The organism is Nocardia sp. XZ_19_369 (genome assembly GCF_015355715.1).
GTDB lineage: Bacteria > Actinomycetota > Actinomycetes > Mycobacteriales > Mycobacteriaceae > Nocardia.
On record NZ_JACVED010000006.1, the window covers coordinates 484,847 to 510,132 of the forward strand.

A 25,286-nucleotide genomic window follows, 5' to 3' on the forward strand; every position below is an offset into this window, starting at 1 on the left:
GTGCACACGTTTCTCCTGGCGCGCGCAGAGTTCGGGCGCGTCTGATGAAGAGATGTGCGGCACGCCATTCTGGCTGGCGCGCACATCGTCTTCGGCCGGGCGCAGAATTAGTCCGCGTCCGGCGGAGAGGTGTGCGGCACGCCGGGTAGGCGGGCTCGGTCGCTGGGTTCAGTGAGCGCACCGCTCGCGCTCTCGATCGAGACCACCGCACCCTCGGCGAGCGCAACGCGCGAGGTGTCCTTGAGATCGACGCCCGAGCGGCCGAGGCGGCGGGCACCGGATATCAAGCCCGCCACCACCTTTGCCGCCTGGGTGTAGCCGAGACCCTCCGGTGGGTGGATGTTGGAGACGCAGTTGCGGTCGGCGTCGGTGCGGCCCGGTCGGGGCAGGTGGGTGAGGTAGATGCCCAGGCTGTCGGCTACCGAGAGGCCGGGGCGCTCGCCGATCAGCACCACGACCGTCGCCACACCCATCGCGTCGGCGATGTGGTCGCCGAGCGCGACCCGTGCTTGGGTCGCGATGACCGGCGGGGCGATCGAGTAGTGCGGCGCGAGTTCCTCGATCAGCGCGGCCAGCGTCGCGGAGCCGTGGTCGGTGAGGGCGCGAGGGGAAAGGCCGTCCGCCAGCACGAACCCGATCTCGGCACCGCTGTGCTGGATCACGGACAGCGCGGAACCGCCTGCGGGGTCAGCGGATTCGGCGGGCAGTCGGCCGAGGTCCGGTCTGCGTAGGTACTCCGCACGATCACTCGCGCGACTGCGCACATGCGCGGGTTCGCCCACCCCCAGCGCGGCCACCCGCTCCCCCAACGCTCCTACATCCAACGGCAGGTGCACCGCATCCCGTGCCGCCGCGTGCGCCGCACGAAATTCGAGTACCCGTGTGGTGGGCAACGCGTCACCGGTACGACCCAAGCCGATCCTCGATTGGGTGCTGCGCCGGAGATCAGTCCAGAACTGCTGCGCTGCCTCGCTTTCCGACCGTGCCGCCGGATCAGGTTCGGCCTCTCCCAGCGGCGCAACGACTTCCAGCCTGACCCGCACATCCCGCCGTTTCATCACGCACCCGCCAAGGCACGCAGTGGCGAAGCGAGCGGCTCTACCGGGAGCACCCGTCCCGCCGCATCGATCATGCCGAGCCCGGACAACCAGGACTCGAATTCCGGTGCGGGGCGCAGGTTCAGGACGCGGCGGGCGTACAACGCGTCGTGGAAGCTGAGGCTTTGGTAGCCGAGCATGACGTCGTCGGCGCCGGGGACGGCGATGACGAAGGCGCAGCCTGCCGCACCCAGCAGCGTGAGCAGGGTGTCCATGTCGTCCTGGTCGGCTTCGGCGTGGTTGGTGTAGCAAACGTCGACGCCCATCGGGAGGCCGAGCAGCTTGCCGCAGAAGTGGTCTTCCAGTCCGGCGCGGATGATCTGTTTGCCGTCGTAGAGGTATTCCGGGCCGATGAAGCCGACGACGGTGTTGACCAGCAGCGGGTCCAGGTCGCGGGCCACCGCGTAGGCGCGCGCCTCCAGGGTCTGCTGGTCGACAGGCTTGCCACCGGTGCCGAGGTGCGCGCCCGCCGACAGTGCCGAGCCCTGACCGGTTTCCAGGTACATGACGTTGTCCCCGACGGTGCCGCGGCGCAGCGACCTGCCTGCCTCGTTGCCCTCACGCAGCAGCGAAATATTCACGCCGAAGCCGGTATTGGCACCCTCGGTGCCCGCGATCGACTGGAACACCAGGTCGACCGGCGCGCCCGCCTCAATCAGGCCGATGGTGGTGGTCACGTGGGAGAGCACGCAGGATTGGGTGGGAATATCGAAACGCACCCGCACCTCATCGAGCAGGTGTAGCAGCTCGGCCGTCGCCTGCGGCGAGTCGGTGGCCGGGTTGATCCCGATCACCGCGTCCCCGCAGCCGAGCAGCAGCCCGTCCAGCGTGGCGGCGGCGATACCGCGCGGGTCGTCGGTGGGATGGTTGGGCTGCAATCGGGTGGCCAGCGTGCCGGGCAGCCCGACGGTGGTCCGGAAACCGGCGGTGACCTCGACCGCGCGCGCGACCGCGATCAGATCCTGATTACGCATGATCTTGCTGACGGCAGCCACCATCTCCGGGGTGAGGCCCGGCGCCACCGCGCGCAGCGTCGCCGCGGCACCCGCACCTGCCGCGACGGCGAGCAGCCAGTCCCGCAGCCCGCCCACACTGAGGTGCGAAATCGGTTGGAACGCAACATGATCGTGGGTGTCGATGATCAGCCGGGTGACCTCGTCGGTCTCGTACGGCACCACCGGCTCATCGAGGAACCTGGTCAGCGGCACCTCCGCCAGCGCCCACTGGGCAGCAGCCCGCTCGGCATCCGAACCCGCCGCGCAGCCCGCCAGTTCGTCACCGCTGCGCAACGGCGTGGCCTTGGCGAGCAACTCCACCAGACCGTCGAAGGTATAGCTGCTACCGCCGAGATGCTGTGTGTAGCGGGTCATTCGAGCTCCTCCTCCGCCTCGGCCAGCAGCGCGAACTCCTCGTCCGGCGAGTGGGCCACCAGCCGGTGCCTGCTGTACAGGCCGAAGTAGGCCATGAAGGCGCAGAACGCGACGAGCGTCCAGGTCGCGGCCACCGGGTCGACCAGGAAGGTGGCAATCACTGCGGCACAGGCGATCACGAGCGCGAATGCGGTGGTCGCCACGCCGCCGGGCGTCCGGTACGGGCGCGGCATGTTCGGTTCGCGGACCCGGAGCACGATGTGGCTCACCATCATCAGCACGTAGCTGAGCGCGGCGCCGAACACGGCCATATTCAGCAGCATCGCGCCCTTTCCGGTCAGCGACAGCGCGAAACCGACGACGCCGGGCACGATCAGCGCCAGCACCGGCGCCTTGCGCGCATTGGTCACCGACAGGCTCGTCGGCAGATAACCCGCCCGCGACAGCGCGAACGTCTGCCGGGAGTAGGCGTAGACGATGGAGAAGAAGCTGGCCACCAGCCCGGCCAGGCCGATGTAGTTCACCAGTTTCGCGGCGCCGCTGTCGCCGAGTGCCTCGACCAGCGGATTGCCGGAGGTCGAAATCGCCTGCGCGCCAAGCGCTCCGGTCGCCAGGAACAACACCGCAGCACCGGTGACGATCAGCACGAGCATCGCGCTGATGATCCCCTTCGGCACGTTCTTCTCCGGCTCCCGCGCTTCCTCGGCGGCCAGCGGCACGCCCTCGACGGCCAGGAAGAACCAGATGGCGAACGGCACCGCCGCCCAGATCCCGAACACCCCGAACGGCAGGAACGACGAGCTCCCGAAGGCATTCGGGTCCGCCGGGATATCGGTCAGGTTGCCCGCTTCGAACAGACCCCACGCCGACACCGCGAACACCGCCAGCCCAACCAGCGCGATGGCGGTGATCACGAACATCGCCTTGAGCGCCTCCCCCGCCCCGGTCAGGTGCACCCCGATGAACAGCGCGTACACCGCCAGATACACCCACCAGCCGTCGGTGATCCCGAACAGGTTCAGCGACTCGACATAGCCGCCGATGAACGTGGCGATGGCCGCGGGCGCGATCGCGTATTCGAGCAATACCGCTGTGCCGGTGGCGAATCCGCCCCACGGACCGAGCGCCCGCCGGGCGAAGGTGTAGCCGCCGCCCGCCGCGGGCAAGGCCGCCGACAGCTCGGCCATGCCCAGCACCATCGCCAGGTACATGCCTGCGATCAGGACGGTCGCGACGAGCAGTCCGCCGAAACCGCCCTCGGCGATGCCGCTGTTCCAGCCCGCGTAGTCACCGGAGATCACGTAGCTCACGCCGAGCCCGGCGAGCAGCACCCAACCGGCCGAACCCGTGCGCAACGTCCGCTTGGCCAGATACTCCGCGCCGGCGGTACCGGTCACCTTCGCGTCCTCGATCGTCATAGGCGCTACGCACTCCTCGTCCACATACCGTTTGGTCGGTGGACCAATTCTTGGGAGCGATTGTTGCCCGGGTGTGAAACGACGTTACGGACGCGGTGCCGCCGCCGGTGACACCGCGCACACCCCGGGCGGGTCGCACGGCCGCACCCCGCCGAGCACGGCACACTTGGCGAGTGATTGCCTCCGCCCCGGTCCGGTTTCGATCACCCTGGACACAGACCATCGATCTGCGGACCGAAGCACGCATCGCACGCGACTGGCTGCGCCGTCCCGGCCTGGCGCACCGGGTGCTGCCCGCGATCCGCGAGCACCTCGGCGCCGCCCCGGCCAGCACCGCCTACGCCTTCACCGTCTTCGTCACCTGGTGGACATTGCGCGGCGTCGGCGACTCGGTCGAGCGCCGGTTGATCTTCTCCGCGTCGACCAACCTCTACAACATGCGGCACAACCCGGTGCAGGTGCTGGTCGCCTCGGCGTTCTGGACCGACGGCGGCTTCCCGTGGAGCACCCTCGCCGGCTTCCTGATCGTGATGGCCTACGCGGAACGCTGGCTCGGCACCACCCGCTGGATCGTGCTGTTCGCCACCGGGCACATCGGCGCGACGCTGCTCACCGTCACCGGCATCTCGCATGCCATCGATCGCGGCGTCATCCCGCTCAAGGTGGCCGTCGCCGCGGATGTCGGCACCAGCTACGGCTTTTCGGCGGTGCTGGCCGCCATGGCCTTCCGATTCCGCGGGCTGGTCCGGCTGCTCTGGGCGGGCACGCTCATCGCGATACTCGTCGCCGCGCTATGGATCGGCCCGACCTTCACCGACTACGGCCACCTGTGCGCGTGCGCGATCGGCCTGGTCGTCGGCGGGATCGCCACTGTGCTCGGCCGCTGGTTCGAGAAACGCAGCGCGGCGAGACAGGAACCCGCGGCAGCGGTCACGGAGTGACGGGAGCGGGCCGCACCCGGCGCTGCACGAACCCGACGACCGGCTCGACGACCCGCGCGGCGATCGGGCCGAGCACCGCCATCAGCAGCACGTAGGCCGAGGCGAGCGCCGCCAGCTGACCGTCGACCCCGCCCATGGTCACCGCCAATCCCGCGATGACGATGGAGAATTCGCCGCGCGCGACCAACGCCGCGCCGGTCCGCGCCCGGCCCATCGGGCGGATGCCCTGCCTGCCCGCCGCCCACCAGCCGGTGGCCATCTTGGTCAGCATGGTGACCACCGCCAGGGCCACCGCCCAGCCGAGCACCGGCGGGATGGCGCGTGGATCGGTGGTCAGCCCGAAGGCCACGAAGAAGATCGCCGCGAACAGATCCCGCAGTGGCTCCAGCAGTTTCGCGGCCTCGTGCGCGGTCGAGCCGGAGATGGCGATGCCGAGCAGGAACGCCCCGACCGCCGCGGACACGTTGAGCGCCGAGGCGACACCGGCCACCAGCAGCGCCGCGCCGAGCAGCTTCAGCAGGAACACCTCGTTGTCCGAGCTGTCCACGATGGCCGACACGTATCGGCCGTAGCGCATCGCGACCACCAGCACGACGGTGATCGCGGTGAGCGCGATGGCGAGCGATTTGGCGCCGCTGGCGAAGCTCAGCCCGGCCAGGATGGTGGTGAGGATCGGCAGATAGACCGCCATCGCCAGGTCCTCGAACACCAGGATCGACAGGATTACCGGCGTCTCGCGGTTACCGAGGCGCCCGAGATCGTTGAGCACCTTCGCGACGATGCCCGAGGACGAGATGTAGGTGACGCCACCCATGGTGATCGCACCGACCGCGCCCCAGCCGAGCAGCAGCGCGACGATCACACCGGGCGTCGCGTTCGCCACGATATCGACCAGGCCGGCCGCCCAGGACCGGCGCAGACCGGTCATCAATTCGGGTGCGGTGTACTCCAGACCGAGCAGCAGCAAGAGCAGCACCACGCCGATCTCGCCTGCTATGTGGCCGAATTCGTTGGCGGCGCTCAGCGAGATGAAGCCACCTTCGCCGAAGGCGAGGCCGCCGATCAGATAGAGCGGAATGGGGGACATCCCGAAGCGACCTGCCAACCGCCCGAACGTGCCGAGGGCAAAGAGAATCGCTCCGAGCTCGATCAGGGCGAGCGCGGTTTCAGTCACTGGTTTCAGCCGTGGGTGAGAATCTTCGCGGCGGCATCTAGGCCGTCCGGGGTACCGACGACGACGAGCACATCGCCTGAGGTGAAGGTGAAATCGGGTCCCGGCGAGGGATGCAACTGCCCGGCGCGCATGGCCGCGACGATCGACACCTTGGTGCGGGTGCGCATCGCGGTCTCGCCGAGTGTGCGGCCCGAATACGGTGATTCGTCGCCGATCGGCAGCTGCCGGGTGGTGATGCCGGGCAGGTCGCTGTGTTCGTCGTTGAGCTTGGAGACCAGTTGCGGCGCGCCGAGCAGGTTGGCCAGCACCGCCGCTTCGTCGGTGCTCAGCGGGATCTGCGCGGCACAGGCGTCGGGGTCTTCGAGTTTGGAAACGATGAGGTCGATGTCGCCGTCGCGATGCGCGACCACGCCGATCCGGCGGCCGGAGCGCACCTCGAAGTCTTTTCGGACTCCTATCCCGGGTAGGGCGGTCACGTCGACATTCACGGGTACAGATTAGACCGATGTCCGATTCGCTCGGCGGTGCGGTCATCACTTCGGCTGATGGCGCCTGGTCAGGGCTGTGCTGAGATGGAAGCGTGCAGTGGTGGTGGCGGATCCCCGGGACGGCGCGTAAAGCGGTCGGCGCGCTGCTCGCGTTCGCCGGTGGCGCCGTGCTCTATGCCGCGAATCTGTATACCCTGACCGAGCACGGGCTCGATGTGCCGCTGCCGACGCGGCTCGCGGTGTTCGCGCCGCTGTGCCTGTTGACGATGTGCCGCCGGACGCCGGTGACCGCGATGTTCGTCGGGCTTGTGCCGCTGGCGATCGACATGTACCTGGGCCCGACCGTGCCGGTATGGCTCCTCTACGGCGACCTGATCTACGCGGCCGTGCTGTATTCGGCGCGGCGCCCCGCACGCATCACGATGGTGGCGTGGTCCACGTTCTCGCTGATCGTGGTGATCCTGACGCTGGTCCGCACCGGCGACCTGCGTGCGGTCTCGATCGCCCTCCTCGTCGTCTTCGCCTTCATCGCCACGCCGCTGTGGTGGGCGAATACGGTACGCACGCACAAAGAGGTCGCCGAGGCCGAACGTGCCCGCGCCCAAGCGATGACCCTGGTCGCCGAGCTCGACCGGCGCGCCGCCATCGCCGACGAGCGCACCACCATGGCCCGCGACCTGCACGACGTGATCGCCGGGCATCTGTCGGCCATCGCGATCCAGTCCGAGGCGGCGCTGGGGGTGCTGGCCCGGAGCGAAGCGGACTCCCCGGTCACCGGGATCCTCGGGTCGATCCGGACCAACAGCGTCAGCGCGCTACAGGAAATGCGCACCATGATCGGCCTGCTGCGCAACGACGCCGTGGACGAAGTGGCCGCGCCACGCCGGCTCGCGCAACTGCCCAACCTGGTCGAGGCCGCCCGGGCCGCGGGCATCGCCGTGCGGGTGCGCGACACCCTCGACGACACCGACCTGCCGAGCGCGGTCGACCAGGCCGCGTACCGCATCGTTCAGGAGGCTCTGACCAACGCCATGAAACACGCACCGGGACAAGAGGTCGACATCGAAGTGGGCGCGCAGGACGCGATGCTGCGGGTGGCGGTGCGCAATCCGCTGGCGGCGGCCGCCTTACGACACACCGACAACGGTGAACCGCACCGCGGTCTGATCAACATGCGCGAGCGGGCGGCCGCGCTCGGCGGAAACTTCACGGCCGGACCGGATTCCGGCGGGTGGCTGGTGCTGGCTCAGCTGCCGCTGAGCACGGTGGGCGCCGTATGACCATCCGGGTAGTGATCGCCGACGACCACGCCGCGATCCGCGCGGGCCTGCGGATGATCCTGGACGCCGAGGACGACATCGAGGTGGTCGGTGAGGCCGCCGACGGCGATGTCGCGGTCGCGCAGGCCAAAGCGCTGCGCCCGCACGTGGTGCTGATGGATGTGCGCATGCCTGGCGTGGACGGGATCACCGCGACCGAACGGGTCACCGCCGACGGGCTGGCCAAGGTGCTGATCCTGACCACGTTCGATCTGGACGAGTACGTCTTCCGCACCTTGCGGGCCGGGGCCTCGGGTTTCGTGCTGAAATCGGCGTCGGGGCAGTCGCTGATCGACGCGGTCCGCACCGTGGCGGCCGGGGACGGCGTGCTCGCCCCGGAGGTGACGCGCGCGGTGATCACCGCCTTCGCCAAGACGAATACCGATGCGGCCGAACCGGAACCGAACGGGCTCGCCGATCTCACCGAACGCGAACGCGAGGTGCTCGACTGCCTCGGCGACGGGCTGTCCAACGCCCAGATCGCCGGTCGGCTGTTCATCGGCGAGACGACGGTGAAGACGCACGTGTCCCGCGTGCTCACGAAACTCGGTGTGCGGTCGCGGGTTCAGGCGGCGATCCTGGCGCGGGAGATCCGCGGCAGCTAGGCCCCGAAGAGGACTTCGGGGGGCCTAGCTCACTTGGCGAGTGGCGCGAACACGCCGTCCTGACCGGGCTGGAACTCCTCGACCGCGATCACCGCGCCCGTCGGCAGCGGCCCGTACAGATGCGGGAAGAGCATCGACTCCGGATCGGTCGGCACGCCCGGCTCCCACTTGACCGGCGCGCCGAGGCGGGCCGGATCCAGGCGCAGCAGCACCAGGTCGCGCCGCCCGGCGAAGAGCCGGTTGGCCGGCAGATGGGCCTGCTGCGGCGCGGACAGGTGGATGAAGCCCACCTCGTCGAGCGAGGGCGCGCGGTACTCACCCGTTTGCCGAGCGGAAAGCCACTCGCCCAAAGTGCATATGTGAACAAGCGTGTGAGTGTCGTGGGTCACGGGTAATCTCCCGGTAGACAACTGGATCGGCCTGTTCGAGGTGGTGACCACACTGAGTTCGTAGCGTGACCTGGAATGTTCGCCTGTAGCGAAATCCCAGGTCGTGTTATCGAAAACACACAGAATCACTCACGGGAACAAAGCCCCCGTCCCGAACGTCTGACAGAGTAGTCATACCACTGCTGGGAAGTAGCGGTAGCGAGCCCGCGGAGTGACCACGGGCCCCACACCAGGCAAACGGTCTGTGAACCGGGAGCCAGGACGGAGGAGTCATGCCAGGAACCCTGACTAGCACCCCACTGACCGCGGTCGATCGTTGCGACCGCTGCGGGGCGGCAGCACGAGTGCGCGCCGTTCTGCCCGCAGGTGGCGAGTTGCTCTTCTGCCAGCACCACGCGAACGAACACATGGATCGACTGCGTGAGTTGGAAGCCGTGATCGACACGGAGTCCGCTCCCGCCCTCTGATCAACTCCTCGCGTCCTGAGACAACAACATCCGACAACAGAAAACCGTTTACCGCAGCGGGCGATCCACGGATCGCCCGCTGTTGGTGTGTACGGGGGTCGCCAGATCCCCGAGGATCCCGTCCAGCAGCCGGTCGAGGCCGTAGTCGAAGGCGCCGTCCGGGTCCGCAGGGGCTTGATAGAACTCGCCGACCGTCGCACCCACCCGGGCCGACAGCGGAAACGAACTGGACGGCATGGCCTCAGTGAGCAAGGGGCCGTGCACGTCCCACCACTGGACATCGGTCATCACCTGCGTGTCGCGCTGCGCGGCCACCGCGACACGCCCGTTGCCAGTAGCGAATTCAGACAAAACGGCGATCACGCGATCCATCTCGACATCCGACAGACCGATGCCCTCGATGGCGGCCAGCTGGCGCTCGTAGCGGCGCATGCGGCCGGGGCCGATCACCTGACGCCACGGCGATACTTCCAGCAGCCACGGGTGGGCGATCAGCTCAGCGCGCACCTGGCGGGCAATGGCGGCCAGCCGCGCGCGCACCGGTAGGTCCGCCGGGATCGGCGCGTCCTCGTCGGCGACGGCGTCGACCATCAGCACGGTCAGCGCGTCCTTGCTGGGGACGTAGGTGTACAGGCTCATCGGCCGCAGGCCCAGCTCCGCCGCGACGGCCCGAATGGACAGCTTCGCGTACCCGTCCCGGTCGGCGAGGGCCACCGCGACCTCGACCACCGCGTCGACACTGACCGCAGGCTTCGGGCCGCGCGCACCCGGGCGCGGCGGGAGTTCGTGCCGCCACAGCAGACTCACCAGTTGTTTTGCCTGTTCGACGACGGATTCGTCGGCCACGGGACTCCTCGGAACAAACTCGGTACTCTGTACGTTGTTCAGATACTTCGTACACCATACGCCGATAAAGGGGTTCGCTCTGCCCAGCACACAGGCCACTTATCTGCCCGACCGGCACATGTTCGCGCTGTGGACATGGACCGGTCAGCACACCGGGCCCGCGCCCGCCGCACTCGGCGATCGGGAGACCCTCGCGCTCGCCGTGCCGACCGGTTACGACGGGGCGATCGAGGTCGCCGAAGTCGACTGCGCGCTGGTCGATCCCGCGACATTCGCGACATTGGACCTCGCGGACGCGGGGGCATCCGTGGACATTTGGCGTACGACGCTGCATGCCGAGGCTGCGGAGGTCCAGCTACCCATCGCGGCCCACGCGGTGCCCAATGCGGCGGGCACCTCCATCGTGTCCGCCGAGCGCGCGATGCGCGTGGTGCGCGAGACGCAGGCCGTGGCCACCGAATTGCGTTCGGCGCTGAAGGCCGATCTGCGGCCCTATCAGGTGCGTGGGGTCGGTTGGCTGCGGGAAACGACCGCGGCGCACGGAGGGGCCGTGCTGGCCGACGAAATGGGGCTCGGAAAGACGGTGCAGACCATCGGCTTTCTGCTCGGGCGCGCGGACGGTGGGCCGCAGCTCGTCGTGTGTCCCACGTCGCTGGTGGGCAACTGGGCGCACGAGATCGATCGGTTCGCGCCAGGGCTGCGCGTGGTCGTGTGGCGCGGCGGTGACATCGACGTTCCTGCTGGGACTGTCGTCGTCGCCGGATATCCGACGGTGCGGCTGCACGGGCAGTGGCTCGACGGGCACCGCTGGGCGACCGCGGTTTTCGACGAGGCACAGGCATTGAAGAATCCGAGCACCCAGCTGGCCAAGGCCGCGCGGGCGCTCGACGCCGAGGTGCGCGTCGCGTTGACCGGCACGCCGGTGGAGAACCATCTCGAGGAGCTCTGGGCGCTGCTGAACCTGGTGACGCCCCGGCTGTTCGGGCACAAGACGCAGTTCCGGCGGCGCTTCGTCCGGCCGATCCAGGAGGGCTCCACGGCCGCGGCGTCGCGGTTGCAGGACGCCATCGAGCCCGTTGTCCTCGCCCGCAAAAAGGCGCAGGTGGCCGCGTCGCTGCCGGCGAAGATCCACACCGATCTGCTGTGCGACCTCACCACCGAGCAGGAAGACCTCTACGACAAACTGCTCGACCGGGCCATCGATGACGGCTTCGGCGCAGGCGTCGAACGACAGAGCCGGGTGCTCGCGGCGCTCGCCGCGCTCAAACAGGTCTGCAACCATCCCGGACTGGTCACCGGCGAGCTCACCGAGCTGGCGGGACGCTCCGGAAAGCTGGATCTGTGCACCGACATCCTGGCCAACAACCTCGAAATGGACGCGCCGACCCTGATTTTCACCCAGTACCGGCAGACCGGTGAACTGCTCGTCCGGCATCTTGCCGAACAGTTCGGGGTCGAGGCGCCGTTCTTCCACGGCGGCCTGAACCAAGCTGAGCGCGCCGCGATCGTAACCGGCTTCCAAGCCGAGGACGGGCCGCCGGTGCTCGTGCTCAGCCTGCGCGCGGCGGGCACGGGTCTCACGCTGACCCGCGCCGCCGACGTCATCCATTTCGACCGCTGGTGGAACCCGGCGGTGGAGGCGCAGGCCTCGGACCGCGCGCACCGCATAGGCCAGACCCGCACGGTCACCGTCACCACGCTCACCTCGACCACCTCGGTCGAGGAGCACATCGCCCGCATGCACGATCGCAAGTCGGCGCTCTCGGACCTCGACTCGGCGGGCATTGCCGCGCTCGCCCGCCTCGACGACGACCAGCTGGTCGAGATTTTGCGCCGTAAGAGGGAGAACTGATGCCGGACAACGAATTCGGTTACACCAAGTGGGGTATGGACTGGGTGCGGCTCGCGGAACCGATCCGGCAGACCCGTCCCGAGCCGCTGCTGCCCCGAGCCCGCAGTGTCGCGCGCAACCACGGCGTGCAGGCCACGATCGAGGGGCGCGTGGTGCGCGCCACCATTCATCGTGGCGGCGAAGCGTCGGTGATCCACCTGGAGGTGGCGCCGCTGACCCGCGCGGCGATCACCGCGATCGGGGAGGTCCTGCCGGACACCACCGTGCTGACCGACGAGATGCATCGCGCGGTGGTCGATGCGGGGTGCACCGTGGCTCCGGTGCTGGCGGGTACCGACTGCTCGTGCAAGGCGAGGTCGGCGCGTTGTCTGCATGTGCTGGCCGCGTTCTACGACATGGCGCGCCGGGTGGATGAGAACCCGCGTCTCGCGCTCGAGATCCAGGGGTACTTCCAAGCGGCACAGGATGATTCGCCTGCACCCGTGGAAGTGCCGCGGTGGGTGCCGATCAATACGTTCGATCCCGCGAACTACTTCGGTGAGCTTGCCCCCACCTGAGCCCACCATTCTGGTACGCCGAGCTGCCGCAAACCCTAGGGCTCGCCGGGCACCGTCGTCACGCGGCGTTTCACAGAGCTCACGTACCTATCACTTTGCGGCACTTACGGACGCTCTGTGAGTGTGACTCAGGCGGGGCGGCGGGCGCGGAACCGGAAACTCGTTGTGCCGGTTTCGATGTCGACGTCGGTGAAGCCGATCCGGGTCAGGCGGTCGGCGGCGTGTTCCGGCGGGACGGGGACGCACGTGTCGCCCACGTGCATCAACCGGAAGAGGCGGCTGTCGAGGCCGTCGCTGCCCGCGAACACGCCGCCGGGGCGCAGTACGCGCAATGCGTCGGCGAACAACGCGTCTTGCTGGGCAGAGGTCGGCACGTGGTGCAGCATCGTGAAGCACACGACCGAGTCGAATTGCCTTGGCGGGAAAGGCATGTCGGTGCCGTCACCGTCCACTACCGTCATCACCGACCCGTGTCGGTTACGCAACCGGGCGGCGAGGTCAGGGTCGATCTCGACACCGGTGAGCGAGCCCGCGCGGTCGAGCAGCGGGCGCACGTTCGCGCCGTAGCCGGGCCCGATCTCCAGGGCGGCGCCGCCGAGGTCGAGACCGTCCAGCGCCCACGGCACGATCCGCGTCGCGCTGGTCCGTTCCCACATCGACGAGCGGCAGCAGAGTCGGTGGAAGATGTTCATCGCCATGCTCATGACGCTAGGAGCGGGCGGCCGTGACCGCGACAAGCTACGGTGACACATTGTGTCGCGAAACGGCCATTCCTCGATCCACCGCGTCCCACCAGGCGCGACGGCGATGGTCCTCGGTGCCGGGGTGCTGCCGGCCGGATATTGGTTCGACACCCACGAGCACCCACAGCATCAGATCGCCTGGGCCGCAAGAGGAGTTATCGCGGTGGAGGTCGGCGACAACCGCTGGGTGCTGCCGCCGACCCGGGCGCTGTGGATTCCCGGCGGCGTCCGGCATCGGACGGGCAGCGCCGACGGGGCCGAGATGCGCGGCATCTACCTCGAACCCGAACGCTGCCCGGTCACCTTCACCGCGCCGACGATGATGCGGGTCACCCGACTGCTGCACGAGCTGTTCGACCATCTCGGCGCCCCCGGCACCGGCTCCGCGCGCCGAGAACGCGCGGAGGCAGTGGTTTTCGATCTCGTCGAACCCGTCGACGTGATCCCCATCGGCGCCCACTCCCCCACCGACCCCCGCGCTAGACAGGTGGCCGACGCCCTGACCGCCGACCCCGCCGACAACCGCACCCTCGCCGAGTTCGCCGCCGCCGTGGCCACCAGCCCGCGCACCCTGGCCCGCCTGTTCGTCACCGAAACCGGAATCAGCTTCGGCCAGTGGCGAACCCAGATCCGCCTCACCGCCTCGCTCCCCCTGCTGGCCGCGAACCTCCCCATCGCCCGCATCGCGGGCCGCGTCGGCTACGCCACCCCCAGCGCCTACGTCGCCGCGTTCCGCCGGGCGGTGGGCGTGTCCCCGGGCAAGTACTTCGCCAGGTAGCACGGCATCCACCTCAGCCACCCGCCTCAGCGTCCGAGACCTGCAGCCTGTTCGCGCATGTGAACCGTACGTACTCCGGCGGGCCGTCGACGGATCTCCGCAGCAAGGCTTCGCCGGGGGTCAGCGGAGACGGGACTACCGAGAACTCGCCGACCCTGGTGTGCCTCTACATCAGCCGACCGCCAACTGCACTCGCCCATGCCCGGGGCGCCCGGAGAGACGCCGCGCTAAGCGTTCGTTCCGCTGTCGACCGTGAAGATCGCCCCCGTGATGCTGCGTCCGGTCTCACCGGCGAGGAACGCGACCATCGCCGCCATGTCCGCCGGCTGCGCGAAGCGGCCCAGTGACGACAGCGCGAGCTGGGTGCCGTAATGGTCGCCGTCGACCGGATTCATGTCTGTCACAGTCGATCCCGGCTGGAGCAGGTTCACCGTGATGTCCCTGGGTCCCAGTTCCCGCGCGAGCGCCTTGGTGAATCCGTTCAGCGCCGACTTGCTCAGGTTGTAGAGCGAGAGGCCGGCGAAGGGGGCGTGCTCGGACAGGTTGGTGCCGACGCTGATGATCCGGCCGCCACCGGTCATGTGCGCCACCGCCGCCTGTGCGCCGACGAACGCGGCCCGCGCGTGGATGTTCAGGGCGCGGTCGATCTCCTCGAGCGTGAATTCCTCGAACGGCTTGGCCGGGAAGACGCCCGCGTTGTTCACCAGGATGTCCAGCCTGCCCAGCTCGGCCGCGGTCCGATCGACCGCGCTCACCACGGCACCGGCGTCGGCGCTGTCGGCGCGGATCGCCAGCGCGCGGCGGCCGAGCGATTCGATATCCGCGGCTACGGATTTCGCCGGTACCTCGGCGTTCCGATAGGTGAACGCCACGTCGGCGCCGTCGGCGGCCAGCTTCCGTGCGATCGCCGCGCCGATTCCTCGGCTACCGCCGGTCACCAGTGCCACCTTGCCCGCGAGATCAGTCATCGTTCCTCCGCCAAATTCTGTGTCGATCAGTACATAAATAGCTAAGCGCAGCGACCGCCGCGGCGTCAAGGGGTATATTTAACGATCGACACAGAAAGGACGACCATGGCCGACCGGGGACGACCACGCGCCTTCGACCGCACCGAGGTCCTGCGCCGCGCCATGGAGGTGTTCTGGGAACACGGCTACGAGGGCTCGTCGATGAGCGACCTCACCTCCGCGATGGGCATCAACTCGCCCAGCCTGTACGCCGCGTTCGGCGGCAAGGAGGCACTGTTCCGGGAGGCCGTCAGCCTGTACGGACAGACCGACGGTGGGTACACCGACCGGGCGCTACGGGAAGAGCCGACGGCGCGGGCCGCTATGGATGCGATGTTGCGGGACAACGCGATCGCCTACACCGTCGAGGACAAACCGCACGGCTGCATGGTCGTGCTCGCGGGGTCCACCTACACCACCCGCAGCGAGAGCATCCGCGACTTCCTGATCGAAAAGCGCAGGGAGACAACCGAAGAGATCCGGCGCCGGATGGATCGCGGTGTCGCGGAAGGCGATCTGCCCGCCGACACCAACACCGCCGCACTGGCCCATTTCTACGCCACGGTGCTCTACGGGCTATCGATCCAAGCCCGCGATGGGGCCTCGCTCGAGGAGCTCACGCAGTCGATCGATGTCGCTATGGCGGCCTGGCCGGCGGGTGCCACAGCTACCTGATCTGCGCAGTGCGGTCGGATTCTACATCCGGCGCAGCGCCGCGATCCGCTCCACCAACTGATCGGCCGACGCCAATGCCGTTGGCGGCCCGCCACATTCGCGGCGTAGCTCGCCGTGGATCACGCCGTGCGGTTTGTTGGTGCGGTGGTGGTGCATGGCGACCAAGCTGTTGAGTTCGCGCCGCAGTTCGCCCAACCGGTCCGCCGTCGCGACGCGTTCTGCCGCGCTCGCGACCTGGGGGCCCGGATCGGGCGCCGACGACGACTCGCCGCGGTCGGCGATCTGCCGGGTCTGACGTTCGCGCAGCAACGCGCGCATCTGGTCGGCGTCGAGCAGACCGGGGATGCCGAGGTAGTCGGCCTCCTCGTCGCTGCCCGCGAAAGTGGCGGTGCCGAAGGAGGATCCGTCGTAGATCACCTGGTCGAGCTCGGCGTCCGCGGCGAGCGCGACGAAGGACTTCTCCTCCTCGCCCGGCTCGTCCTGCTGCTTGTTCGCATCGATCAGCAGCTCGTCGTCGAGGCCGTCCTTCTCCCGGTGCGGCTTGCCGATCACGTGGTCGCGCTGCAACTCCAGCTGCGCGGCCAGATCGAGCAGCACCGGCACCGACGGCAGGAACACGCTCGCGGTCTCACCCGGCCTGCGGGCACGCACGAACCGTCCGATGGCCTGAGCGAAGTACAGCGGCGTCGAGGCGCTGGTCGCGTACACGCCGACGGCCAGGCGCGGCACGTCCACGCCCTCGGACACCATGCGCACCGCGACCATCCACGGCTCACTGCTCGCGCCGAACGAGGCGATCCGGTCCGAGGAGGTCGGCTCGTCGGACAGCACCAGCGCGGGCTTCGTGCCCGAAATGTGTTCCAGCAGTTCGGCGTAGTCGCGGGCACGGTCCTGGTCGGTGGCGATGACCAGGCCACCTGCATCGGGCATACCGGTGCTGCGCAGCTGACGCAACCGCATGTCGGCGGCGCGCAGCACCGCCGAAATCCAGTCGCCCGCCGGGTCGAGCGCGGTGCGCCAGGCGCGGGCGGTCTGCTCGGCGTTCAGCGGCTCGCCGAGGCGGGCGGTGTACTCCTCGCCCGCGCTGTCGCGCCAGTGCGCCTCGCCGGAGTAGGCGAGGAACACCACGGGCCGGACCACGCCGTCGGCGAGCGCCTCGGAGTACCCGTAGGCGTGGTCGGCGCGCGAACGCGGGAAACCGGACTCGTCGGGTTCGTAAGTGATGAACGGGATCTGGCTGTCGTCGCTGCGGAACGGGGTTCCGGTGAGGGCGAGCCGGCGGGTCGCGTCGCCGAACGCCTCGGCCGTCGCGTCACCCCAGCTCTTCGCGTCGCCCGCGTGGTGGATCTCGTCGAGAATGACCAGGGTCCTGCGGTTTTCGGTGCGCACCCGATGCCGGGACGGGTGCGAGGCGACCTGGGCGTAGGTGACGACAACACCGTGATAATCGCCGGACGTGCCGCCCGTCGCGTTGGAGAACCGCGAATCCAGCTGGATCCCCGCGCGCGCCGCGGACTGCGCCCACTGGTGCTTGAGGTGTTCGGTCGGGGCGACGACGGTGATCTGGTCGACGGTGCGGTCGGCCAGCAGTTCGGCGGCGACGCGCAGCGCGAAGGTGGTCTTACCGGCGCCCGGCGTGGCCACCGCGAGGAAGTCGCGTGGCTTGGACGACAGGTACTTGGTCAAGGCCCGGCGCTGCCAGGCACGCAGCGATCCACCGCCCGATGTACCGGAGCTGTTCGGCGTCCCCGAGACCTCGGGTCTAGCCGAATCGCCCGGTGTCTCCGCTCTTCCCGCCACAGCGGCGCCACCCGACCCAGTCACGCAGTCGACCCTACTGGCCCGGCCCGGCGTGTTGCCAAACCGACGCGGCGTGGGCGATGGGCATCACATGTTCAACTACCGACACGCCGGAATTCACCCGTTGCCCGACGACACGTCGCCCCCGGAATCCGATGCGCGCACCGCTCGTGCGCGATGCTTGAGGGACGATGCCCGAGGAAAACGCCCTGCCGGACCAACCACTGCGGACCGACATACCGTCGCTCAGCGGTGGCCTGGCCGCGCGCAAACTGACCTCGGCGCAACGGGTGACCATCCGGCTGCGCCGGGCCCGCAGGAAGACCGTCAGGCTGACGGTACGGGTGGCGGTGAAGGCCTGGGACGACTCGATCTTCGCCAAATCCGCGGCCGCCGCGTTCTGGCAGACGTTGTCGCTGGCGCCGCTGCTGCTCGGGGTGCTCGGCAGCCTCGGGTACGTCGGCACCTGGTTCGGGCCGGACACCGTGCAGATCGTGGAATCGAAGATCATCTCGTTCAGCCGCGACCTGTTCAGCTCCAGCGTGGTGTCGGATCTGATCGAGCCGACCGTCAAGGACGTGCTCGGCAAGGGGCGCGGCGCGGTCGTCTCGGTGGGTTTCGTGCTGTCGCTGTGGGCCGGGTCGTCGGCGATGGCGACGTTCGTGGACGCGATCGTCGAGGCGCACGGTCAGCAGGACCTGCGACATCCGGTGTGGCAGCGGATCTTCGCGCTGCTGCTGTATGTGGCATTCCTGGTGGCCTCGGTGTTCATCCTGCCGCTGGTGGCGCTCGGGCCCACCATCATCGGCCGGGTGCTGCCGGAGCCGTGGCGGGTGACCGGGCTGCAACTGCTGGACTTCTTCTACTACCCCGGCGTCGGTTTGCTGCTGATCATCGTGCTCACCACGCTCTACAAGCTGGCACTGCACACCTCGCTGCCCTGGCACCGCATGTTCGCGGGGGCGTTGGTCGCGGCTGTCTTCTTCATCGCGGCCAGTGAGGTGCTGCGCCGGTATCTGTCCTGGGTGACCGAGACGGGTGTGAGTTACGGCGCACTGGCGACGCCGATCGCGTTTCTGCTCTTCACGTACTTCCTCGGGTTCGCCATCATCCTCGGCGCGGAATTCAACGCCGCCGTGCAGGAGTTCTGGCCCGCGCGCACGACCCGGATGGAGCAGGTGCGGGAGTGGATCACCAATCAGCTGACCGGGGATTCGCCCGACGAGGACGATCCGAAGACAGAAACCACCGAGACGACGGAGAAAGCTCCGCCGTCACCTGTCGACACACCCGAGCAACCGGGCGCGGCGTCCGCGCAGACGCCGCCCCCATAACCTCACTCGCCCTTTTTCAGCCCGTCGTAGACCTTCTTGCAGTCCGGGCAGACCGGCGAACCGGGCTTGGCCGACCGCGTCACCGGAAAGACCTCACCGCACAGGGCGACGACATGGGTGCCCATGACGGCGCTCTCCGCGATCCGGTCCTTCTTGACGTAATGGAAGAACTTCGGGGTGTCGTCGCTCGTCGACTCGTCGGTGGTCGAATCGGGGCGAACCATGGTGTCGGTGTTCACGGATTCCATGATGCCGCATTCGCGCAAACGGTGACCGATCACGGTCCAGTGTCCGGCTGACCACACTGTGTGCACTGGGGCTCCGACAGTGGAAGACTCGAAGACATGCAGCAGCACGGCGACTCCCCCGACGCCGGCGACATCGGCCGTGGTGAGCGTCCGGACGTGACGATGCCGCCGAAATCCTCCGGCTACTTCCCCGGCACCGACGACAAGCATCCGGTCCTGATCACCGAGGCGCAGCCCTCGCTGGAAGACCAGCACCGCTCGCGCGTGCGCCGGTACACCATCATCATGGCCTTCCGCATCCCCTGCCTGGTGCTGGCCGCCATCGCCTACAGCACCTTCAGCAGCGCCCTGCTGTCGATCCTGATCATCGCGGTCTCCATCCCGCTCCCCTGGATCGCCGTCCTCATCGCCAACGACCGTCCGCCGCGTCGCAAAGACGAACCGAGCCGCTGGGACGAGCGCCGCGCCGCGCTGGAAGCTCGGCCGCACAACGCCATCGACAGCTGATCGCCGGGCTGGGCCGCCGGGACACAGCGGCGGGATCGCGAGAGTAGACCCGCCACCCAGTCCCGCTTGCGGATACGATCCACGCCCAACGGGACACCATGGCGGCATCCGCCGCGTAGACCCGCCACCATGTCCCACCGGCGAACGCCGTCCGCGGCCAGCGGGACAACACGGCGCCATCCTCCGCGTGAAGCCTCCAACATGTCCCATTCAGCGCAGCACCGGTGACGGCGGGACATGGCGTCGGGTTCGAGCGAGTAGGGCCGCCGCCATGTCCCACTCACGAATGCCATCAGTGGCCAACGGGACAACACGGCAGCAACCACCGGAAGAAGCCTCCAACACGTCCCATTCAGCGCAGCACCGGTGACGGCGGGACATGGCGTCGGGTTCGAGCGAGTAGGGCCGCCGCCATGTCCCACTCACGAATGCCATCAGTGGCCAACGGGACAACACGGCGGCATCCACCGAGTAGACCCGCCACCGTGTCCCACCGGCGAACGCCGTCCGCGGCCAGCGGGACAACACGGCGCCATCCTCCGGAAGAAGCCTCCAACACGTCCCATTCAGCGCAACACCGGTGACGGCGGGACATGGCGTCGGGTTCGAGCGAGTAGACCCGCCACCGTGCCCGGCCGCGAATGCCATCCGTACCCAACGGGACACCATGGCAGCAACCATCGGGTACACGCGCCACCACGTCCCACCCGCGAACACCGTCCACGCCCAACGGGACACCATGGCGGCATCCGCCGCGTAGACCCGCCACCATGTCCCACCGGCGAACGCCGTCCGCGGCCAGCGGGACAGCACGGCGCCATCCTCCGCGTGAAGCCTCCACCACGTCCCATTCAGGCGCAGCATCGGTGACGGCGGGACGTGGCGGCGCGGCGTCAGGCCTTGCGCCGAATGAATGCGGACATCGCGGCGGCGCCCATCGAGGTCGACCGCCACATGTCGCGCCCGCAAACGCCATCCACGCCACCGGGACTTGGCGTCGGGTTCGAGCGAGTGGGGCCGCCACCATGTCCCACTCGCGAACACGATCCACGCCCAACGGGACGCCACGGCGGCATCCACCGAGTAGACCCGCCGCCATGTCCCGCTCGTGAATGTCGGCCGTACCCAACGGGACACGACGGCGGCATACGGGCTGGTTGGGACTTCGACTTAGGGCCTAGCTGCTGGAGCCCCGACCGTCGGCTGCCCCGTCAGGTGGTGATGCCGAGGTCGGTGCAGGCGCGGGCGCCGCTTTCGAGTGCGCCTTCGATCCAGGCTCGGCCTCGGGTGGAGGTGGCGTCGCCCGCGAAGGCGACCCGCCCGTCCATTTCGGGGGTGCGGGTGTCCGGGCCGATTTCGACCGATTGCCCGGGCAGGTAGATCGCGGCTTCGCCGTTCGCCCAGCGGTCGGTGGCCCAGGAGTGCGAGGCGTAGCCGCCGGTCCACGCGCTGCGGACCGCGGGGCCGTGCACGTCGGCGAGGTGATCGAGGCATTCGGCCGCGCGTTCGGCCGGGAGCAGGCCATCCCAGGCGTGCGCGTCGTCGGCCCAGGTGTAGGAGGCGATGACGACGCCGCCGTCGCCGGTGGGATGGGAGGGGTACACCGTCAGTCGCGGCGGGGCGTCGGTGACGTCGATGCCGCCGTGCCCGGACCACCAGCGGGTGGAGAACTCGAGGAAGGTTTTGGTCGCGGCGTCGTGGTGCAGTTCCGCGATGGCGCGCTGTTTGCCGTAGGACAGGGCCGGTTGGAAGCCGAGGTAGCGCAGCAGCGAATACGGTGCCGCGACCACGATGCGATCGACCTCGACGGTGTCCTCGCCTGCGCCGTACCGCAGTCGCAGCCGCGGATGTCGTCCGTCGACCCCGGTGACCACGGAGTTCGTGATGATCTCTGCCCCAGCGGTTTTCGCGGCTCCGGCCAACTCGACGATCAATCGATCGGTGCCGCCGACGATTTCGACCAGCTCGGTGCCGGGAGCGAGGTTGGTGGCGGTCATGAGGTTGTGGGTCAGACTCAAACCCATGCGGGCGGTGATGCCCTCGATGGAGCCGAGGTGATCGATGCTCGATTCCGAAAGCCCTTGGGCGAGTAGCCAATCCCGCAGGGACATCTCGTCGTAGCGGGCCAGGAAGTCGGTCCACGCCTCGACATCGCTGTCCCGGTTCACGCCCGTGCGCGACAACACCTGATCCAGCAGCGCCCGACCGTGCACCGCTGCGGCACCGAACACTCCCGCGATCGGTGCCGGATCAGTGGTGTACTCGGCCCGGGTCATGGACACGCCACCGGCGCTGACCAGTCGATGCGGGTGGGTCATGTGAAACGGGCGGGTCGGCACACTCAACCGGGCCAGCACTCCCGTGGTGATGGTGTGCGTGGCGGGGATGCGCATCGCACCGGCCTCGCCGTGACCACCGGTGGCCGCGAACGGTTCCCGCAGCGTCCGAATCCGGCCGCCCACCCGGTCCGAGCCCTCGAACACCCGCACCCGATGCCCCGCCCGCGCCAGGATCCACGCTGCGGCCAACCCGGCGGCGCCGGCCCCCACCACAGCGACATCCTGCGGGTTGTCCGTGCGCTTCGGGCCCGCACCGGCAAGCAACTCTCGGTGCAGTGCCCGCACATCGCGACCGGACTCGTCCACACCCACGATGTCCCGGGCGACCAGCCGAGCCCGATCCCGACGAGACGGTGAAATATCGGCACTCCCGGCCGCGGGCCGCAACGCCTCACGACCGGCGAAATGGCCGGAAGCGACCGCACCCCCCGCCGCCCCCAACACCAGCCCGGCCGCACCGGCAGCGGTGTAACGCAACAGATCACGCCGACCAACGGTGTTCTCACGCACGATCCAGCTCCTTTGCTGCGATCCGGTCCACACCACCGAACCGACCATGCGGCCGATCCGCGCTCATAGGGCCACCGACCCACCCTCAGCGCAGACACTGTGTCACACATCACCACCCCAACCCGGGCACCTGAGGTGTGTCGCCGCCGACCAGTCCCGTTCGCCACCCCAACCGCCCCACAAGATCAACTCCGCGACCCCGGTCCATTCGCCGAGATCGGGAGACTGATCGGCGTCACGCCTTGCAGCGGATGAATGTGGACATCACCGCTGCACCCACCGAGCGGGAACGCCATCAAGTCCCACTCGCGAATGCCATCAGCTGCCAACGGGGCAGCACAGCGGCATGCGTCGAGCAGACCCGCCAACATGTCCCGCTCGCGAATCCCGGCCGTGCCCAACGGGACACCACGTCGGCATGCGCCGAGTGTCACCTCCACCACGTCCCACCTGCGGATGCCGACCACGCCCAACGGGACACCACGGCACCATCCACCGAGTGACGCCGCCGTCATGTCCCGTTCGCGCGCAGCAGCAACGCTGGAGGGGACATGGCGGCGGGGCGTTAGGCCTTACGACGGATGAAGGCGGACATTACGGCTGCTGTGGCGCATAAACCGCCGGCCAAGTACCAGGCGAGGTCGTAGGTGCCTTGGACGTCGCGGATGACGCCTGCGCCGGTGGCGGCGATGGCGGCGCCGATCTGGTGGGAGGCGAAGACCCAGCCGAAGGCGACGGGGCCGTCGTTGCCGAACAGTTCACGGCAGAGCATGACGGTGGGTGGGACGGTGGCTACCCAGTCGAGGCCGTAAAAGATGATGAAGACCCAGAGGCTGGGTTGGGTGTGGGGGCCCAGCAGCGACGGCAGGATGAGCAGGGACAGGCCGCGCAGCACGTAGTAGCCGATCAGTAGGTAGCGCGGGTCGATGCGGTCGGTCAGCCAACCGGAGGCGATGGTGCCCGCCACGTCGAAGATGCCGACCACGGCGAGCAGGCTCGCGGCGGCGGTCGGCGGCATGCCGTGGTCGTGCGCGGCGCTGACGAAATGGGTGCCGACGAGACCGTTGGTCGACGCCCCGCAGACCGCGAAACCACCTGCCAGCAGCCAGAACCCGGGTGTGCGCGCGATCTTGGCCAGCACCGTCAGTGCGCGGAACGCGCCGACCGCAGCCGGTGTGCGAACGCCGACCACGCTGCCCGGCTCCGCGCCGTACGCGGTGACCCCGACATCACTCGGATAATCCCTGATGAACAGCAACACCAGCGGCACGACCGCCAGCGCCGTCCCTGCGACGATCAGCGACGGCAGCCGCCAGCCGTGCTCGTGCGCCAGCATCGACACCAGCGGCAGGAACACCAGCTGACCGGTCGCACCCGCCGCCGTGAGCACCCCGGTCACCAGTCCGCGCTGCCGCACGAACCAGCGGCCGGTGATGGTCGCCACGAACGGCATCGACATCGACCCGACGCCGACACCCACCAGCAGACCCCAGGTCAGCATCAGATGCCACGGCTGGGTCATGAACACGGTGAGCCCCGCGCCTGCCGCGACGAGCACCAGCGCCCCCGACACCACCTTGCGGATGCCGAACCGGTCCATCAGCGCCGCCGCGAACGGCGAAATCAACCCGTACAACAGCAGATTCAGCGAGACCGCCGCGCCGATCGTGCCGTGCGACCAGCCGAACTCCGCGTGCAGCGGATCCATCAGCACACTGGGCACCGAGCGGAACGCGGCCGCACCGAGCAGCGCGACGAAGCCGACCCCCGCCACGATCCACGCCGGATGCGGACCGCGCCGGGCCACGGTGTCGTGCAACGGTACTGGCGGTGGTGTCTGCAGCTCGGTCACCCGCTGAGCGTGCCGGAAATTCGGCCGCGCAACGAGCGGCCGGAAGGCCACAAAACACCAAGATCGTGCCAGTACCGGCGACACGCCAATCTGCTCGACACCGCGCGTCGCTTTCCCTATGGTGGCTGCGGGTACAAGACAGGAGTGAACATGATTCGGTGGATCTGGGCTTTCCTGGACCGCCCCGCACAGCGCTTCGACGACTGCGCGAAGTTCTGGTCCACGGTCACCGGTACCGAACTATCGGCTCGCCGCGGCGAGCACGACGAATTCCTCACGCTGCTCCCCGATCCCGCGCTGTTCGCGGCGGCGGGCGTGAAGATGCAGGCGGTGACTGGTCTCGGCGGCGTCCATCTCGACCTCGACGTCGACCACATCCCGACCGCCGTGCGCACCGCGCTCGACCTCGGCGCCGAACTGGTTGCGAATCACCCGGACTACGCCGTCCTGCGCTCCCCCGGCGGCCAGACCTTCTGCCTCACCCCGAGCGGTCGCGGCCGAGGCACCCCCGCCCCCGCCACGAAAGCGCCCGACGGCACCCTCAGCCGCCTCGACCAGGTGTGCCTGGACATCGGCCCCGCCGACCACGCCGCCGAAACGGACTTCTGGAAGACGTTGACCGGCTGGAACTTCGAGCAAGGCAGGCTGCCCGAGTTCGCAAGTCTGCGCGCCGCCGAATCCCTCCCCATCCACCTCCTACTCCAACGCCTCGAGAACGACCGCCCCACCAGCGCGCACATCGATCTGTCCTCCTCGGACATCGACGCCACCGCCCGCTGGCACGAAACCCTCGGCGCCACAGTGATAGATCGCTACGAACACTGGATCGTCATGCACGACCCCGCAGGCGCCACCTACTGCATCACCGCCCGAGACCCCAGAGGCGTCTGACCCATCGAGCAGAGTCATATGGTCGCCGAAAGATCTTGGATACCGACCAGATGACTCTGCTCGATCCCCAAGATTTCGC

24 protein-coding genes are annotated in these 25,286 nt (G+C 68.7%); 11 read left to right on the plus strand and 13 right to left on the minus strand.

From position 1 onward, the window contains the following. Positions 1-107 precede the first annotated feature (107 nt). The 3 genes from eutC to eat are packed head-to-tail and all read right to left on the minus strand — an operon-like array spanning position 108 to position 3,885. A complete protein-coding gene (gene eutC, locus IBX18_RS24410) occupies positions 108-1,058 on the minus strand; it encodes an ethanolamine ammonia-lyase subunit EutC (RefSeq protein ID WP_194835843.1) in 951 nt (316 codons plus the stop codon). Continuing rightward, positions 1,058-2,467 (minus strand): ethanolamine ammonia-lyase subunit EutB, encoded by a 1,410-nt coding sequence (locus tag IBX18_RS24415; RefSeq protein ID WP_194835844.1) that lies wholly within the window; start codon positions 2,465-2,467, stop codon positions 1,058-1,060. Before IBX18_RS24415 ends, eutC begins: the two co-directional genes overlap by 1 nt. After that, positions 2,464-3,885 (minus strand): ethanolamine permease, encoded by a 1,422-nt coding sequence (gene eat, locus IBX18_RS24420; RefSeq protein ID WP_194835845.1) that lies wholly within the window; start codon positions 3,883-3,885, stop codon positions 2,464-2,466. The genes IBX18_RS24415 and eat overlap by 4 nt, the downstream gene beginning before the upstream one ends. A gap of 173 nt (positions 3,886-4,058) precedes the next feature. Here eat and IBX18_RS24425 point away from each other — a divergent pair, with 173 nt between their 5' ends. Beyond that, a complete protein-coding gene (locus IBX18_RS24425; protein ID WP_306796384.1) occupies positions 4,059-4,826 on the plus strand; it encodes a rhomboid-like protein in 768 nt (255 codons plus the stop codon). Here IBX18_RS24425 and IBX18_RS24430 read toward each other — a convergent pair. Both IBX18_RS24430 and IBX18_RS24435 read right to left on the minus strand, forming a co-directional pair. Beyond that, positions 4,816-6,000, minus strand: a complete 1,185-nt coding sequence (locus IBX18_RS24430) for a cation:proton antiporter (protein WP_194835847.1) — start codon at positions 5,998-6,000, stop codon at positions 4,816-4,818. The genes IBX18_RS24425 and IBX18_RS24430 overlap by 11 nt on opposite strands. A 5-nt stretch (positions 6,001-6,005) precedes the next feature. Beyond that, positions 6,006-6,488 (minus strand): cation:proton antiporter regulatory subunit, encoded by a 483-nt coding sequence (locus IBX18_RS24435; protein WP_107658125.1) that lies wholly within the window; start codon positions 6,486-6,488, stop codon positions 6,006-6,008. Positions 6,489-6,580: 92 nt separating this feature from the next. Here IBX18_RS24435 and IBX18_RS24440 point away from each other — a divergent pair, with 92 nt between their 5' ends. Together IBX18_RS24440 and IBX18_RS24445 are read left to right on the plus strand one after the other, a co-directional pair. Beyond that, positions 6,581-7,768, plus strand: coding sequence for a sensor histidine kinase (locus IBX18_RS24440; RefSeq protein ID WP_194835848.1), 1,188 nt, complete (start codon positions 6,581-6,583; stop codon positions 7,766-7,768). Beyond that, entirely contained in the window at positions 7,765-8,412 is a 648-nt protein-coding gene (locus IBX18_RS24445) for a response regulator transcription factor (protein WP_147135843.1), read from the plus strand. Before IBX18_RS24440 ends, IBX18_RS24445 begins: the two co-directional genes overlap by 4 nt. A gap of 29 nt (positions 8,413-8,441) precedes the next feature. On the opposite strand, the gene IBX18_RS24450 is transcribed toward IBX18_RS24445, so the two are convergent. After that, positions 8,442-8,762: a DUF952 domain-containing protein gene (locus IBX18_RS24450; RefSeq protein ID WP_107658128.1), complete on the minus strand. Its 321-nt coding sequence runs from the start codon at positions 8,760-8,762 to the stop codon at positions 8,442-8,444. 311 nt (positions 8,763-9,073) lie between these two features. On the opposite strand from IBX18_RS24450, the gene IBX18_RS24455 reads away from it, so the two are divergent. After that, on the plus strand, positions 9,074-9,268 hold the full coding sequence (locus tag IBX18_RS24455; RefSeq protein ID WP_029903635.1) for a hypothetical protein: 195 nt from the start codon (positions 9,074-9,076) through the stop codon (positions 9,266-9,268). Between the two features lie 48 nt (positions 9,269-9,316). Here IBX18_RS24455 and IBX18_RS24460 read toward each other — a convergent pair whose 3' ends face one another. After that, the gene (locus IBX18_RS24460; protein WP_194835850.1) at positions 9,317-10,114 is read right to left on the minus strand and encodes a TetR/AcrR family transcriptional regulator C-terminal domain-containing protein; all 798 of its coding nucleotides are present in this window, start codon (positions 10,112-10,114) and stop codon (positions 9,317-9,319) included. Positions 10,115-10,232: 118 nt separating this feature from the next. Here IBX18_RS24460 and IBX18_RS24465 point away from each other — a divergent pair, with 118 nt between their 5' ends. Then, entirely contained in the window at positions 10,233-11,966 is a 1,734-nt protein-coding gene (locus IBX18_RS24465) for a DEAD/DEAH box helicase (RefSeq protein ID WP_194836006.1), read from the plus strand. Then, the gene (locus tag IBX18_RS24470) at positions 11,966-12,523 is read left to right on the plus strand and encodes an SWIM zinc finger family protein (RefSeq protein WP_194835851.1); all 558 of its coding nucleotides are present in this window, start codon (positions 11,966-11,968) and stop codon (positions 12,521-12,523) included. Before IBX18_RS24465 ends, IBX18_RS24470 begins: the two co-directional genes overlap by 1 nt. 128 nt (positions 12,524-12,651) lie before the next feature. On the opposite strand, the gene IBX18_RS24475 is transcribed toward IBX18_RS24470, so the two are convergent. Beyond that, positions 12,652-13,221, minus strand: a complete 570-nt coding sequence (locus tag IBX18_RS24475; protein ID WP_194835852.1) for a class I SAM-dependent methyltransferase — start codon at positions 13,219-13,221, stop codon at positions 12,652-12,654. Between the two features lie 55 nt (positions 13,222-13,276). Here IBX18_RS24475 and IBX18_RS24480 point away from each other — a divergent pair, with 55 nt between their 5' ends. After that, complete coding sequence (locus IBX18_RS24480) at positions 13,277-14,044, plus strand: helix-turn-helix transcriptional regulator (RefSeq protein WP_306796385.1); 768 nt, start codon at positions 13,277-13,279, stop codon at positions 14,042-14,044. A 227-nt stretch (positions 14,045-14,271) separates the two neighbouring features. On the opposite strand, the gene IBX18_RS24485 is transcribed toward IBX18_RS24480, so the two are convergent. Next, on the minus strand, positions 14,272-15,012 hold the full coding sequence (locus IBX18_RS24485) for an SDR family NAD(P)-dependent oxidoreductase (RefSeq protein ID WP_194835853.1): 741 nt from the start codon (positions 15,010-15,012) through the stop codon (positions 14,272-14,274). A gap of 105 nt (positions 15,013-15,117) precedes the next feature. On the opposite strand from IBX18_RS24485, the gene IBX18_RS24490 reads away from it, so the two are divergent. Next, entirely contained in the window at positions 15,118-15,726 is a 609-nt protein-coding gene (locus IBX18_RS24490; RefSeq protein WP_194835854.1) for a TetR/AcrR family transcriptional regulator, read from the plus strand. A gap of 21 nt (positions 15,727-15,747) precedes the next feature. Here IBX18_RS24490 and IBX18_RS24495 read toward each other — a convergent pair whose 3' ends face one another. Further along, positions 15,748-17,436 carry a DEAD/DEAH box helicase gene (locus IBX18_RS24495; RefSeq protein WP_194836008.1) on the minus strand — a complete coding sequence of 563 codons (1,689 nt, stop codon included), beginning with the start codon at positions 17,434-17,436 and terminating at the stop codon, positions 15,748-15,750. Between the two features lie 281 nt (positions 17,437-17,717). Here IBX18_RS24495 and IBX18_RS24500 point away from each other — a divergent pair, with 281 nt between their 5' ends. Then, a complete protein-coding gene (locus IBX18_RS24500) occupies positions 17,718-18,860 on the plus strand; it encodes a YihY/virulence factor BrkB family protein (RefSeq protein WP_194835855.1) in 1,143 nt (380 codons plus the stop codon). Between the two features lie 2 nt (positions 18,861-18,862). On the opposite strand, the gene IBX18_RS24505 is transcribed toward IBX18_RS24500, so the two are convergent. Beyond that, the gene (locus tag IBX18_RS24505; protein ID WP_228541639.1) at positions 18,863-19,108 is read right to left on the minus strand and encodes a DUF3039 domain-containing protein; all 246 of its coding nucleotides are present in this window, start codon (positions 19,106-19,108) and stop codon (positions 18,863-18,865) included. Positions 19,109-19,270: 162 nt separating this feature from the next. Between IBX18_RS24505 and IBX18_RS24510 the strand changes: the two genes are divergently transcribed. Further along, on the plus strand, positions 19,271-19,615 hold the full coding sequence (locus IBX18_RS24510) for a DUF3099 domain-containing protein (protein ID WP_228541747.1): 345 nt from the start codon (positions 19,271-19,273) through the stop codon (positions 19,613-19,615). 1,211 nt (positions 19,616-20,826) lie between these two features. Here IBX18_RS24510 and IBX18_RS24515 read toward each other — a convergent pair. Next, positions 20,827-22,464, minus strand: a complete 1,638-nt coding sequence (locus IBX18_RS24515; protein WP_306796386.1) for an NAD(P)/FAD-dependent oxidoreductase — start codon at positions 22,462-22,464, stop codon at positions 20,827-20,829. 565 nt (positions 22,465-23,029) lie between these two features. Continuing rightward, on the minus strand, positions 23,030-24,307 hold the full coding sequence (locus tag IBX18_RS24520; RefSeq protein ID WP_228541748.1) for an MFS transporter: 1,278 nt from the start codon (positions 24,305-24,307) through the stop codon (positions 23,030-23,032). 159 nt (positions 24,308-24,466) lie between these two features. Here IBX18_RS24520 and IBX18_RS24525 point away from each other — a divergent pair, with 159 nt between their 5' ends. Beyond that, the gene (locus tag IBX18_RS24525; RefSeq protein WP_194835858.1) at positions 24,467-25,207 is read left to right on the plus strand and encodes a VOC family protein; all 741 of its coding nucleotides are present in this window, start codon (positions 24,467-24,469) and stop codon (positions 25,205-25,207) included. Positions 25,208-25,286: the final 79 nt, after the last annotated feature.

What these genes read in the sequence shown, in the direction of transcription:
- eutC (WP_194835843.1), bottom strand. Translation starts at nt 1,058, where the DNA reads ATGAAACGGCGGGATGTGCGGGTCAGGCTGGAAGTCGTTGCGCCGCTG.
- IBX18_RS24415 (WP_194835844.1), bottom strand. Translation starts at nt 2,467, where the DNA reads ATGACCCGCTACACACAGCATCTCGGCGGTAGCAGCTATACCTTCGAC.
- eat (WP_194835845.1), bottom strand. Translation starts at nt 3,885, where the DNA reads ATGACGATCGAGGACGCGAAGGTGACCGGTACCGCCGGCGCGGAGTAT.
- IBX18_RS24445 (WP_147135843.1), top strand. Translation starts at nt 7,765, where the DNA reads ATGACCATCCGGGTAGTGATCGCCGACGACCACGCCGCGATCCGCGCG.
- IBX18_RS24455 (WP_029903635.1), top strand. Translation starts at nt 9,074, where the DNA reads ATGCCAGGAACCCTGACTAGCACCCCACTGACCGCGGTCGATCGTTGC.
- IBX18_RS24465 (WP_194836006.1), top strand. Translation starts at nt 10,233, where the DNA reads ATGTTCGCGCTGTGGACATGGACCGGTCAGCACACCGGGCCCGCGCCC.
- IBX18_RS24470 (WP_194835851.1), top strand. Translation starts at nt 11,966, where the DNA reads ATGCCGGACAACGAATTCGGTTACACCAAGTGGGGTATGGACTGGGTG.
- IBX18_RS24475 (WP_194835852.1), bottom strand. Translation starts at nt 13,221, where the DNA reads ATGGCGATGAACATCTTCCACCGACTCTGCTGCCGCTCGTCGATGTGG.
- IBX18_RS24485 (WP_194835853.1), bottom strand. Translation starts at nt 15,012, where the DNA reads ATGACTGATCTCGCGGGCAAGGTGGCACTGGTGACCGGCGGTAGCCGA.
- IBX18_RS24490 (WP_194835854.1), top strand. Translation starts at nt 15,118, where the DNA reads ATGGCCGACCGGGGACGACCACGCGCCTTCGACCGCACCGAGGTCCTG.
- IBX18_RS24500 (WP_194835855.1), top strand. Translation starts at nt 17,718, where the DNA reads ATGCCCGAGGAAAACGCCCTGCCGGACCAACCACTGCGGACCGACATA.
- IBX18_RS24505 (WP_228541639.1), bottom strand. Translation starts at nt 19,108, where the DNA reads ATGGAATCCGTGAACACCGACACCATGGTTCGCCCCGATTCGACCACC.
- IBX18_RS24510 (WP_228541747.1), top strand. Translation starts at nt 19,271, where the DNA reads ATGCCGCCGAAATCCTCCGGCTACTTCCCCGGCACCGACGACAAGCAT.
- IBX18_RS24525 (WP_194835858.1), top strand. Translation starts at nt 24,467, where the DNA reads ATGATTCGGTGGATCTGGGCTTTCCTGGACCGCCCCGCACAGCGCTTC.